This is a genomic window from Roseibium sp. (genome assembly GCF_965229775.1).
In the GTDB taxonomy this organism is placed as follows: Bacteria; Pseudomonadota; Alphaproteobacteria; order Rhizobiales; family Stappiaceae; genus Roseibium.
Window position 1 is genome coordinate 3,927,725 of sequence record NZ_OZ245929.1, and the last position, 12,482, is coordinate 3,940,206.

13 protein-coding genes are annotated in these 12,482 nt (G+C 60.9%); 9 read left to right on the top strand and 4 right to left on the bottom strand.

Annotated features, from left to right (window positions below):
• Positions 1 to 19: 19 nt before the first annotated feature.
• The gene (locus ACO07N_RS17800) at positions 20 to 787 is read right to left on the bottom strand and encodes an alpha/beta hydrolase (RefSeq protein ID WP_421982306.1); all 768 of its coding nucleotides are present in this window, start codon (positions 785 to 787) and stop codon (positions 20 to 22) included.
• A 325-nt stretch (positions 788 to 1,112) separates the two neighbouring features.
• Here ACO07N_RS17800 and ACO07N_RS17805 point away from each other — a divergent pair, with 325 nt between their 5' ends.
• Positions 1,113 to 1,382 (top strand): hypothetical protein, encoded by a 270-nt coding sequence (locus ACO07N_RS17805; protein ID WP_421982307.1) that lies wholly within the window; start codon positions 1,113 to 1,115, stop codon positions 1,380 to 1,382.
• Positions 1,383 to 1,497: 115 nt separating this feature from the next.
• On the opposite strand, the gene ACO07N_RS17810 is transcribed toward ACO07N_RS17805, so the two are convergent.
• Together ACO07N_RS17810 and ACO07N_RS17815 are read right to left on the bottom strand one after the other, a co-directional pair.
• Entirely contained in the window at positions 1,498 to 2,190 is a 693-nt protein-coding gene (locus ACO07N_RS17810) for a DUF930 domain-containing protein (protein ID WP_421982308.1), read from the bottom strand.
• Positions 2,191 to 2,339: 149 nt separating this feature from the next.
• A complete protein-coding gene (locus ACO07N_RS17815) occupies positions 2,340 to 3,242 on the bottom strand; it encodes a LysR family transcriptional regulator (protein WP_421982309.1) in 903 nt (300 codons plus the stop codon).
• Positions 3,243 to 3,318: 76 nt separating this feature from the next.
• Here ACO07N_RS17815 and ACO07N_RS17820 point away from each other — a divergent pair, with 76 nt between their 5' ends.
• Genes ACO07N_RS17820 through ACO07N_RS17855 form a run of 8 tightly spaced genes read left to right on the top strand, consistent with a single transcriptional unit; the run spans position 3,319 to position 11,463 of the window.
• Positions 3,319 to 4,329 carry a TRAP transporter substrate-binding protein gene (locus ACO07N_RS17820; RefSeq protein ID WP_421982310.1) on the top strand — a complete coding sequence of 337 codons (1,011 nt, stop codon included), beginning with the start codon at positions 3,319 to 3,321 and terminating at the stop codon, positions 4,327 to 4,329.
• Positions 4,330 to 4,374: 45 nt separating this feature from the next.
• Entirely contained in the window at positions 4,375 to 4,899 is a 525-nt protein-coding gene (locus ACO07N_RS17825) for a TRAP transporter small permease (protein WP_421982311.1), read from the top strand.
• A 5-nt stretch (positions 4,900 to 4,904) separates the two neighbouring features.
• On the top strand, positions 4,905 to 6,281 hold the full coding sequence (locus ACO07N_RS17830; protein ID WP_421984448.1) for a TRAP transporter large permease: 1,377 nt from the start codon (positions 4,905 to 4,907) through the stop codon (positions 6,279 to 6,281).
• A gap of 16 nt (positions 6,282 to 6,297) precedes the next feature.
• Positions 6,298 to 7,080: a coniferyl-alcohol dehydrogenase gene (locus tag ACO07N_RS17835; protein ID WP_421982312.1), complete on the top strand. Its 783-nt coding sequence runs from the start codon at positions 6,298 to 6,300 to the stop codon at positions 7,078 to 7,080.
• Positions 7,081 to 7,091: 11 nt separating this feature from the next.
• Positions 7,092 to 7,886, top strand: a complete 795-nt coding sequence (locus ACO07N_RS17840; protein ID WP_421982313.1) for a nuclear transport factor 2 family protein — start codon at positions 7,092 to 7,094, stop codon at positions 7,884 to 7,886.
• A 10-nt stretch (positions 7,887 to 7,896) separates the two neighbouring features.
• Positions 7,897 to 9,408: an aldehyde dehydrogenase family protein gene (locus tag ACO07N_RS17845; RefSeq protein ID WP_421982314.1), complete on the top strand. Its 1,512-nt coding sequence runs from the start codon at positions 7,897 to 7,899 to the stop codon at positions 9,406 to 9,408.
• 53 nt (positions 9,409 to 9,461) lie between these two features.
• The gene (locus ACO07N_RS17850; protein WP_421982315.1) at positions 9,462 to 10,643 is read left to right on the top strand and encodes an OsmC family protein; all 1,182 of its coding nucleotides are present in this window, start codon (positions 9,462 to 9,464) and stop codon (positions 10,641 to 10,643) included.
• Between the two features lie 55 nt (positions 10,644 to 10,698).
• On the top strand, positions 10,699 to 11,463 hold the full coding sequence (locus ACO07N_RS17855; protein ID WP_421982316.1) for an SDR family oxidoreductase: 765 nt from the start codon (positions 10,699 to 10,701) through the stop codon (positions 11,461 to 11,463).
• 50 nt (positions 11,464 to 11,513) lie between these two features.
• Here ACO07N_RS17855 and ACO07N_RS17860 read toward each other — a convergent pair whose 3' ends face one another.
• Positions 11,514 to 12,350 carry a helix-turn-helix domain-containing protein gene (locus tag ACO07N_RS17860; protein ID WP_421982317.1) on the bottom strand — a complete coding sequence of 279 codons (837 nt, stop codon included), beginning with the start codon at positions 12,348 to 12,350 and terminating at the stop codon, positions 11,514 to 11,516.
• Positions 12,351 to 12,482 lie beyond the last annotated feature (132 nt).

Consider the following 12,482-nt stretch of genomic DNA (forward strand, 5'->3'; position numbering starts at 1 on the left):
GCCATGCCGACAAGGCGTTTCACAAGGAGCGGATCCAGTCGAGGCTGCGCTGCGCTAGCGTCTCATGGTCGTCTTCGAGCTGCATGTAGTGGCACCGGCCGGGCACTTCGATGAAGGTCGCGAACGGGCCGTACCGGTCTGCCATCGTTTTCGCGGTGGATGGAGGGACAACCTTGTCTTCCGATCCTGACAGGAACAGGAGGGGGGTGTTGACGCGGTTGAAATCGATCCAGGTGGTCTGGTTGACGTCATACATCCAGAAAAACAGCTCGAACAGCACCTGGCCGGACTCGGTGCTCAATCGGTCGCAGATCTCGTGTTGCTGCTCGACCGGCATCGTGTTCAGGCCGTAGGTTGCCAGAAGATCAAAATCCTGCCCCGGGACTTCGGTCCAGAATGGACCGGCACCCATGAACATCTTGCCGAGCGCGCGTTCCATTTCGGTGGTCGGCACGGTGCCGTTGATAATGCTGCTGTTGATTAACACGCCCGCGGCGATCAGTCCGCGCGCGGCAAGCAGCTGCGCGATCAGGCCGCCGAGCGAGTGGCCGATGACCACGGGCTTCTTATCCAGAGTTGCGAGGAACCCGGCAATGTCCGCGACATAATCGGCAATGCTCGCGCCCCGCAGCGCCTCGGTGCGCTTCTCTCCGTCCGGCAGATCGTGATGGCGGTATGTCGGCGAATGGCAGGTATATCCCTTTTCCTCGAAGAAGCGGCGGAAGGGCTCCATCGTCCAGGGAGATGCATTTGTGCCGTGAAGAAAGACGATTGTCGGCTCTGACATGAGATCCCGGTTCCCTTTGGTGATGGTTGACGCTTCGAGCGGATCTAAAAAATACCCAAACTCGAAGCGTGGTGAACAGAGAGTTTATGCGACTTCTGAATTTCAGGGGTAAATTCGTTGAAAAATAACATGGAATCGGCTGTGCATGATTACCGGCGGGTAAATTTCAGACTTGTTTAAACTTTTGTTCTGTTTGCGTTAAACCTGTTTTTTTACGAGCCATTTAACTGCTCCTGCTGAAGTAGACCTCAAGAAACGCCGGGGAAAAATTCGCAAATACTTGCGTTTCGGGGAAGTCTGAACAGAGGACGAAAAGGGGAGCATCATGGCTCGTTTTGAAATGCATTCGGCGGATATGGCCGCCATGGGCGAAAAGTCCGTAACTGCCGACATTCTTTTCCAGATGGGTCTGGACAGCGCGTGCGGCCGCAATGGCGAAACCGATCTGGTGACCGCGCACAAGTGGTTCAACATCGCTGCCTTGAAAGGCAACAAGGACGCCGTTCAGTACCGTAAGGAAATCTCCGGTGAAATGAGCCCGTCTCAGATTGCCGAAGCACAGCGCTCTGCGCGTGAATGGCTGTCAATGCATTGATCACGAGGAAGGCTGCCGGCCAAACGGCACCTGAACCTGATATCTTTTTCTGACGCGGCAGAAAGTGTTTCTGCCGCGTTTTGTTTTGAGTGTTGCTCGGGAGGCGTTCAGGGTTTCAATGGACAGGCGCAAGACCGTGTTCGTCCCAGAGCGAACGGTCTATCTGATCCCCCAGTGCGAATTCGAATTCGATGACTGCGTTGCCGCTGGCCGAGAGACGGCACCTGTAGGCGATGCCGTACCACGTCCTGTTGCTTCTGACCGCCGCGGCGGACGCAATGATTTCAGTGTCCCGTTGAACGGAATTCCGGAACGCGTGCGGAGCCAGCCGTGTCGGCCGGAATTGCGGATCTGCATGCCTGAGCTGCTCCATGGCCTCCAGCGCGCAAAGCTGTTCGAGCCTGTCACCGCTTACCAGTGTGGCCAGCGCCAGACGTGCCTGCGCCGACCGAGGATCACTGAGTACGTCCGCGGCGTAAAACGACGTCGCCCGTTGCCAGTCCGTTCTGGACCGGAAGACGGCGCTCCCCGGAAGCGGCAATTCTGCATCCGGTAGTGAAGCAGGATCAGCTGCGGTGTCCTGCTTGGTGTCTGGTTGAGGCAAGGGCGAGGGCACGACCGGGCGCACGAAGTCCCGGAAGGGCAGAATTTCGACGGCGAGCGGGACGGAGACAGGTGTGCCGGGGTGCTCGCTGAAATCGGATCCCGCAAGGACTGTCAAAAGCAGAACATGCACCCAGACGGCAACGAGCCAGGAGAACCGGTCCGCGACCAGACGATGTATGCCCTGCTGTTCGACAACACTCATTGCGCGGTGCGCCTCACCCCGGCCTCAACTCAGGATGGCATAACGATCCGATGAAAGTGACCAAAATCGGGAATGGGGCAATCCGCGATAGCCGCGGCGGCCGATTTCCACACCTGTGTCTTTCGGAGCGGAAAAGCGCGTCTTGCAGCTCAAAGCACCAGGGCGCGCGAACAGTCGGTGACCGCATCACGCAGCCACCGGTGGGCCGGGTCGTTGGTCGACCTTTCGTGCCAGACCATGAAGACGGTGAGCGTTTCAGCCTCGAAGGGGAGCGGTACCATGTCCAGGTCGCGCAGCGAGGTCTGGTGCATGAACTCGATTTCGGTCGCAAGCATGTCCGTTCCGCGAACGAACGGCGTGATCCCGGAGAAATTCGAGACGGTCACGGTCGGCTTGGGGATGTAGGGCAGGTCGGGGGCTTTCAGGACATCGTTGGACCCGCCCCCCAGGACGAACTGAACCGTAACATGGTGGGCCGACAGGTAATCCTCGACGGATGCGGGCGGCTGCGTACAGGCGCGATCGTAGAAGCACATCATCTCACCCGAGAAAAGCTTGTACTGGATCATGTCCGGTGCATCGGGCGGGAGCGGCGTCAACAGCAGGTCGCAACGCGCATCTCGCAGGAGGGACACGCTCGGGACGCCGGAGGGTTTGAATTCCAGCGTCAGGTTCACGCCGTCCTGAAGCGACTGCCGGACCAGTTGCGGAAAAAGCAGATCCCGCTGCATGTCGTTGGCAGCGACCACGAAATGCATGTCTTCGGATCTGGGGTCGAACGGGCGCTGCTCGGTCAGGGCTTTCAGGCCGTCCAGAACCTGTAACACCGGAGCTTTCAGCGACAGCGCCGTTTCCGTGGGGGTCAGTCCTTGTCCGGATCTGACGAAAAGCGGATCTCCCAGGATCTGCCGAAGCTTTGCAAGCGTGTGGCTGACGGCGGACTGGGTCACTTCCAGGCGTTCCGCCGCGCGCGAGACCGAAGATTCTTCAAGGATCACCAGGAAAGTACGCAGGATCTGGCCGTCCAGATTCAAAAAATCGATCTTGCTCATATCTATTATGAATAAGCATGAATGGTTTCGATGTCCATCTCTGCGTAGTGTCCCGTCGACATTCTGGGAGGAAGCCATGAAATCGAAATCGCTGTTTGGCGCAGCCGCCTTTGCGCTCGCGTCGATGATACCGCTCACGCTTTCCGCGGAAGAACTTTCCGTCGCGAATTTCGTGCCGCCGCAGCATCACACCAACTCGGTCCTGTTCAAATGGTTCGGTGAAGAAGTCGAGAAACGCTCCGGCGGGTCCCTGACGATCAAGGTCTACCCGGCTGGCCAGCTCGGGGCAGGGCCGGTTCAGCAATACAAGCGGGCTGTCGAGGGTGTCGCCGACATCACATTCGGACTCCAGGCCTATACGCCCGCGATCTTCCCGAAAACGATGCTGATCATCCCGCCGGGCAAGGCCACCACAGCCCTGGAGGCGACCGAACGGCTTCTCTCGGTATATGACGATCACCTTGCCGACGAATATGAGGACGTGAAGCTGCTCGGCGTGTTCACAGTCGCCGGCAACGCCTGGGCGGCAACCGGGGACTATTCCACGCTGGATTCCCTCAAGGGCACGAAAATGGTGCCCTATGCCGCCATGACGACGCCGCTCGTCGAGGCTCTCGGCGCCGTGCCGGTGCAGATGCCCGTCACGGAGATGTATACCGGCCTCAGCACCGGAACCATCGACAGCACGACCGCCACCTACAACAACATGACGCCACCCTGGAACTTCTGGGATGTGTCGACCCATTTCATCGAAAACGTGCCGGTCCAGTTCGCCGTGTTCTTCGTTGCGATGAACAAGGAGCGGTATCTGGAGCTTTCCGACGAGCACCGGGCAATCATCGATGACCTGGCCGGTGAAACCTTTTCCATGATGGGGGCGCAGAGTTTCCACGGAGCGGATGAGCGCTCGCTCGAGGCCATGAAAAGCGCACCGCAGATGGAGAAGGTCAGCTGGGTCAAGGTGTCCGATGACGAGCGTGCCAGGATGGACGCGGCGGTCGCCGAAGGCATGAAAGCCATCTTCGCGGACTATGCCGAGCGCGGCATCGAAAATGCCGAAGAGATCTACGACGCGATCAACAAGTGAGGGATCGGGCGGTCACTGACCGCCCGTTTGTCTGGGAGGATCACCGTGTCCGGTCATTTGTGGCTCAAGGCGTTGGACAGGCTGCTGACGTGGCTCGCCTTCGGTGTCGGAGGCACCATGCTGGCCTTCATGACGCTGTTCGGAACCTGGAACGTGCTTGTCATGCGCAAGGTCCTGAACGCGCCGGTCAGGGGTGCCGAGGATCTCATGATCCTGTCCCTGGTGATCCTCGTCGCCATTGCCATTCCGTTTGGCGGGCGGTGCGGCGCGCATATCGAGATCGAGGTGATGGAAAGCCGCATGTCCCCCGGGTTCGCGCGCTGGTCGATGTTCGCGCTGCGGCTCGTCGGCGGTGGCTTGATGCTCCTCATGGCCTACGAACTTGTCGAGGCCGGCAAAAAGGCGACCAAGTTCGGCGAGACGACGCAGCAGCTGCTGATCTCCTATGAACCCTTCTATTTCCTGCTCGCGCTCTGCGTTGCCGTTTATGCCCTCGTTCTGGCGAGCGACGCCGTGCAACTGATACTGCGCGGCAGGATCAGCCAGCTCAGCCTGGGGGAAACGTCGTGATCAGCATGACCGCCCTCGGGGTGCTCGGCCTCCTGTTTCTGTTTCTGCTTCTGGCGCTGCGGTTTCCGGTCGCGCTGGCCATGATCCTTGTCGGTGTTGCCGGGACGATCGTAGCAACCGCCAATCGCTTCCTGCTGCTTGGCATGAGTTCGGAGCAGGCATGGGCGCGTGGCCTGAAAACCGCGATGTCGAACCTCTCCGGCGAAACCTTCGAAGCCGCCTCCAACTACAATCTGCTCGTCATTCCGATGTTTGTCCTGATGGGCAATCTTGCCGGCGTGTCCGGCATGTCCGCGGATCTGTTCACGGCAGCCTATCGCTGGATGGGTCACATGAAGGGCGGTCTTGCCTCCGCGACGATCGCGGCCTGTGCCGGGTTCGCCGCCCTTTCGGGTTCCTCTCTCGCCGCCGCCATCACCATGGGCCGGGTCGCGCTGCCGGAAATGAAAAAGTTCAAGTATTCGGACAGCCTCGCAACCGGGTCGGTCGCGGCAGGCGGCACACTCGGATTTCTGATCCCGCCCTCCGGCGGCATGATCATCTACGCGGTGCTGACCGAACAGAGCATCGGGCGCCTGTTCATGGCCGGCGTCATTCCGGGCATCCTGATGACGCTTCTGTTCATTGCCGCAATCTATCTCACCGTCCTGCGCCGGCCGGATGCCGGGCCGCCCGGGCCGCGGGCAAGCTGGCCGGAACGCCGGTTGGCAACGCTTGCCGCGCTGCCTTTCGTTGCCGTTGTCGGGCTCACGATCGGCGGCATGTATACCGGTTTCTTCACGCCTGTCGAAGCCTCGTCCGTCGGCGCGTTCCTGACGCTGCTGGTCGCCCTCTGGCGCCGGTCGCTGTCCTTCAGGGCGCTGCGCGAGGTGGTCCTTCAGACCGTGAAGGCATCGGCGACGGTCTTTCTGATCATCATCGGCGCATTCATTTTCATTCCGTTCATGTCGATCACCGAATTGCCCGGCCAGCTTGTCAGCCTGATGACCTCACTGCCGATCGGCGACTATGGCATCCTGCTGATCATCATCCTGATCTACATGTTCCTGGGCATGTTCCTGGAGGGGATAGCCATGCTGGTCCTGACCATTCCGGTGGTGCTTCCGATCATCGCGGCGCTGGACTTCGGCTTCGATCCGTCCATGGCGGACATGAAGATGATCTGGTTCGGGATCGTCGTCGTGATCGTGCTCGAAATGGGCATGATCTCGCCGCCGGTCGGCCTCAACGTCTTTGTCGTGAAATCCATCGCGCCGGGCGTGCCCATGGGGCAGATCTTCAGGGGCATCTGGCCGTTCTGGTTCGCCATGGCCTTCATGCTGCTGCTGCTCGCGCTGTTTCCGCAAATCGCAATTTTCCTGCCGCAGACGATGGTGGGCTGACCTTGGGAGAGTTTTCATGAACAATGGCAAGACATTTATCGTGACGGGCGCTGCATCCGGCATCGGAGCCGAAACCTGCCGGCTGCTCAAGGAACAGGGCGCAACCGTCATCGGTGTCGACCGCAACGAGACCGGCAACGCGGATCAATTCTTCAGGGCGGACCTCGGCGATCCCGCTTCCATCGATGCCCTTTTGGAGCAACTGCCCGCGGGGGCGGACGGCCTCGCCAACATTGCCGGTGTGCCGCCGACGATGGCGGCCGAGGCGGTTCTGAAGGTCAATCTTTATGGCCTGCAGCGGCTGACACTCGGCCTGGTTCCGAAACTGGCGGACGGCGCTTCGATCGCAAACCTGGCGTCCCTGGCCGGCTTCGGCTGGCCCAATGCAGTCGATCAGGTCAAGCGCACCATGGACCTGTCGCTCGAGGATGACGTGGCATCCTTTTGCGAGAAGGAAGGGCTCAACGAGGCCGAGGGCGGGCGATCCTACTTTCTATCCAAGGAAGCGCTGATCGTCTGGACACTCCAGAACCGCTGGACCTGGCGGGAGCGCAACATCACCATGAACTGCATCAGTCCGGGACCGGTCGATACGCCCATTCTCGGCGATTTCCTTCAGACCCTGGGGAAGCGGGCCGAGGAGGACCGCAAGCACATGGACCGGCCGGGAACCCCGCAGGATGTAGCGCCGGTCGTCGCCTTTGCCCTCAGCGATCATGCGAAATGGTTCCGCGGGGCAAATCTTACCGTCGACGGCGGCATGTCCGGCCATATCCTGAGCAACGTTCACCAGCTTTGAGGCGGCAAGAGATGCAATCGCAGACCGGCAGCAACAAGTTAAAGCACGCCAAGGGGCTTTACCTTGAAGGAATCCGCGACGGCAGGATTTGGGAAGCACTGAACGAACATACCGGCGACCGCTACACCCAGCACTCGACAGGCGTCGGCGACGGACAAAAGGGATTTGCCGACTTCTTCGGACCGTTCCTGGAGCGCAACCCGGAGCGCCAGATAGAGGTGGTTCGCACCGTCGAGGACGGCCCGTACGTTTTTCTGCATGTCTTTCAAAGCCTCAATGGCGGCGAGAGCAGGTGGGTCACGGGCGATCTCTTCGACACGGATGAAAACGACAGGGTGATCGAGCACTGGGATGTCATCCAGGCCTTCGAGCCGGCCACGAAGTCAGGCCGCTCGATGACAGATGGTGCCACGCAGATCGGGGATCTCGACAAGACCGATGCCAACAAGGCGCTGGTGCAGGAATTCTGCGAAACCTGCCTTGTCGGCGGGGCGTTCGAGCGCGCGCCCGAGTTCATCTCGGACACCTACCTGCAGCACAATCCGCATGTCGATGACGGGTTGGCGGGATTTGCAGCCTACGCGGGCGAACTGGCCGAACGCGGCGAGGCGATGCGCTATTGGAAGGTGCACAAGCTGATCGGCCAGGGCAATTTTGTCGTCACCTTCAGCCATGTGCAGATGGGCCTGAGCCACTATTGCGTCTTCGATATTTTCCGTCTCGAGGACGGACGGATCGTCGAACATTGGGATGTCACCGAAAAGATCCTTCCCCCCGAGGAATGGAACAACCAGGGCAAGTTCTGAGGACACGAGCATGAACAACATGGATCAAGCGATCACCACGGACATCTTCATCAACGGGGAGGGGCGTCCGGCGACCGGCAACGCGGTTTACGACCTCTACAATCCGGCAAGGCCATCGGAACTCGTCGGCCATGCGGCGGCAGCGAGCCGGGAGGACATGAACGCGGCCGTGGAGGCAGCACACGCGGCGTTTCCGTCCTGGGCGGCGCTCGGGTTTCAGGAGAGGGCACGCAGGCTGCGCGAGATTGCAGCGGCACTGGTGGCGGACGAGGAAGATGTCAAGTACCGCTCCCGGCTCTTTACCCGCGAGCACGGCAAGATCGCGCGCGAGACGCTCCTGGAAATGAGCCGGTTGGGCGACCGTTTCCTGCAGGCCGCTGCTTACGGCGAGCGCATGGCCGTTGACGAGGAGCTCGGGCCGGCAGAGGTCGGTCCGAGGTTCGACACGATCATCACCCGCCAGCCGCGCGGGGTCACCGCCCTGATCGTTCCCTGGAACTGGCCGCTCTCCATCCTCGGCGCGAAACTGCCGCAAGCGCTCGTTACCGGCAACACCGTTGTGGTGAAACCATCGGAGGACAGCGCCATGGCACCGGTGCTGACCCTCCAGATCATCGCCCGGCTGCTTCCGCCGGGCGTGATCAACATCGTGACGGGCGATGCAAAGCAGATCGGCGACACGCTGACGGGACATCCCCTGGTGCGCATGGTCAATTTCACCGGCTCGGTCGGTGTCGGCCGTCACGTGATGAAGGTTGCGGCGGAGAACATCACGCCCGTGACCCTTGAACTCGGCGGCAACGACGCGGCGCTGATCCTTCGGGACGCCGAGCTGAACGAGGAGGCTTTCAACAAGATGTATTGGGGCGCTTTCGGTTCTTCCGGCCAGATCTGCATGGCGCTGAAGCGCATGTATGTTCATGAAAGCCGCTATGACGAAGTCGTCGACGGCTTCACCGCAGCCTGCGAACGGGCTGTCGTCGGCGACGGCCTCCTTCCCGAAACAACCATGGGCCCGGTGAACAATCCGCGGCAGCTGAAAGTCGTCCGCGATATGATCGCCGAGGCAAGGGCGCAAGGCGCGGATCTGAAGGAATGCGGCCAGGCGCCCGATGAGGACCTATATCGGGGTGGCGGTTACTTCCAGAAACCGGCGCTAGTCTATGATGCCGATCCGTCCTTGAAGATGGTGCGCGAGGAGCAGTTCGGACCATGCCTGCCGATCATGAAATTCCGCACCGAGGAAGAGGCCGTCGAAAAGGCCAATGACAGCGATTTCGGCCTGTGTTCCTCCGTCTGGACAACCGATGCCGAACGCGCGGTGCGCATCGCGCGCCGGCTGGAGGCAGGCTACACCTACTTGAACGGCCACGGGCCGATGGCGCAGGACGGCCGGGGTCCTTTCGGCGGGTTCAAGCAGTCCGGCATCGGCCGCAACCTTGGATATGATGGCGTTCTGGCATTTGCCGAACCGCATTCCATATCCGCACCGGCAGGGTTCCTGCTCGGTTCGAAACAATAGATCCGGTGACCTTTCACTGGTCGCGACAATCAGAATTCCGGGAGACGAAAGCAATGGCGAAGCTGGGCGAAAACATCATCGGGGAAAGCAGCCTTGCACCCTTTTTCAAGGTGTCGAATGCCGATGAGGTCGGCATAAACGCCCCTGAGAACCGCAAGGGTGACGCGCTTCGCACCTGGGTCCGGTCCCTGTCCGGCTTTCAGAAGGAAGCTCTGGTCAGGTCGGCGCGGACCGGAGACACCTGGCGGCTCGTGTCCGACGAGGGGCCTTACCTCAGCGGACATGACGCGGCGCCCTGTCCGCTTGCCTTTCTGACGACCGGCATGATCGCCAGCTACATGAACGAGATCGTCGCCCTGGGCGAAATTCAGGGCGTCCGGATCCGCAAGCTGAGGCTGATCCAGGACAATTATTATACGATGAGAGGCTCGATGCCGAAGCGCACCATGGTGGGGGGCGCCGAGCCGGTCGAACTGACTGTGGAGATCGATTGCGATCTGGACGACGGAGCGCTCAATTCGTTCCTGATGAATGCGGTTCACGCATCGCCGCTGAACGGCCTGATGCGCGGCAAGCTGGAAAGCCTCTTCAAGCTCGGCAAGAACGGAACCGAACTGCCGACCGCAAAGGTTGCCGAACTGGAGGGAGATCTCTTCCCCGATCCGGGAAACCACTTCGCGAAAGCGCGGGACCTCGCGTCTGATCTGACGCTCGTCGAGCCGGTCGGCATGACACCGAAAAAGGAGGTTGCGCTCGGAACGGCAGCCGCCGCCTCCAGCCTTGCCGATGAACAGGACCGTCGGCTGAACCCGGGCGCCATCGCCGTGCTCAGGCCGGACGGCATCAAGGACATCCAGCAACTGCTCTATTCGCCTCACGGCACGAGTTTTCGTTTCCTGAGTTCCGAAGATGGCAGGGCACCGGATGCCGGCACGTTGATCAGCGCGGGTATCGGTTTCTGTTTCATGACCCAGTTCGGGCGGTTCGTCTCCATGCTCAAGCTGAACCTGCCGGACTATCGTATCGTGCAGGACACCCACTTTTCACTCGGCGGTGCTTCGGGCGGAACCGGCAAGGCCGGCGAGGCCGATCCGATCGAGACCCACGTCTATCTCGAGACGTCCGAGAGCGATGAAATGGCCCAGGAGATGCTCGACATTTCCGAACAGACCTGTTTCCTCCATGCCTTCTGCCGCACCGACCTGAAAACCAGGCTGAAGGTCGTGCGGATTTGACGGAAAAAGCCCTTGGGCGGAAGATCCGCAACGAAACAGGTTTGGGAGGATCGGCATGCGCGTGGCGTTGACAGGCGGCTCATCGGGGATCGGGGCTGAAGTCGCCCGGAAACTGACGGAACTCGGGCACGAGGTCACGGCGTTCGATATCTCCGAGCCGGAGGTTCCGGTCGCACGCTGGATTGAAACGGATTTGAGCGATCCTGCCTCGATCCGTGCTGCCATCGAGGCGGCAACCGGTCCTTTCGACGCGCTCCTCAACAATGCGGGCCTGCCGCCGCGTGACGGGCTGGAAGAACTTGTTCTCAAGGTGAACTGGTTCGGTTTGCGCAGCTTCATGGCCGGCATGCTCGACAAGCTCGAACCCGGCAGCGCCATCGTCAACACGGCATCGCGCGCCGGCGCGATGTGGCGGGAAAACCTGGACGAAGTCAGGGCCCTGATGGCGCTCGAACCGGACGGGCTCGCCGATTTCATTCAGCGGCGCGGCATCGATGCAACGAGGGCCTACAATCTCTCCAAGGAAGCGGTGATCGTCATGACGATGGCGGAGACGGAAAGCATGATCGCCCGGGACTTGCGGATGAATTCCGTCAGCCCCGCAGCTGTCAGTACAGGGATCCTGAAGGATTTCGCCGCTGCCTTCGGTGACCGGATGGCGAGAAACGTGGCGCGCGCAGGCCGTCCGGGCCTGCCGGAAGAAGTCGCCGACGTGATCATCTTCCTGGCCTCTCCCGAAAGCGCCTGGATCAAGGGCCAGGACATCACGATTGACGGTGGCATGAGCGCCATGTCGGTGAGCGACAAGCTGGAGCTTTGAGCAAGCGGCGTATCAAGGGTGCGCGCACCAGCGTTGAATGCCCTTGCCCGTTAGAGGGACAGAATATCAGGCGCCCGGATGCGTTCCCGGTCAAGCACGTCCGCCACGCGTTTGGCCGCCTTTTGAAGATCGTCCAGGCAGCCGAAGGCCAGCACCTCGTCGATGCGCATATCATCGACCATCCACAGAATACTGATGGACCCGTGCACGCCCGACTTCGAGATGATCGGGACCGCCATGGCGCCGAGTTCCGGGCCGGGATCGAACGGAGCCTGCCAGTAAGCGGCTTCCCTGAGGCCGAAGCCGCGTGCGCGCGTCTCGGCGATTTCGGTTGCCAGGAAACCGCTCTCGATCAGGCGCAGTTCTTCCTTGCTGGCAATATTGCGGAGGCTTTCAAGATGTTTCCGTGCAACGGCTTCCGGCGAGAAGGCAAGAATGGCGCGTCCGTGCGCGGACAGCACCATGGAAGGCCGGATACCGAGGGCCGTGCGGGTCGGCGCCATGGGGCCGCGCAGACGCGTGCTTTCGATGATCTCGATGCGCCCTGGGCCGGTCACCGCATTGAGGTCGGACGGCAATCCGGTCTGCCGTCCCTTGAGATCGAGGAGAATGGGCGCGGCCAGTTCCGCAAGCGGATGGGCGCGGGCCTTTTCCCCCAGCACCTTGCCGATCGAATGGGAGAGTTCGTACTGGCCCTCGACAATGTTTCTGCGGACCCAGCCCCTGTGCTGGAGGCTGGACAGAAGCCGCAGCAGCGTCGCGTTGGAATAGCCTGTCGCGCGGCGCAGGTCGGCGAGGGACGAGCGTGTGTGACGCGAGAGAAATTCGATGATCTCGAGCCCGCGCTCTAGGGATCTGACGCGTTCGTTTTGAGCGTTTTCTGTCATCGTTCAATCGGTCCGCCTAGCGGACTGAAGATTAGACAGGCCGGAAAAGAAGGGCAATACTTCTTTCACAAACGGGCCTTGCCCGAGGGAGGAAGCTGGCTTTGAAGGCCGGCAAAAAGTGGAGAAATCCGC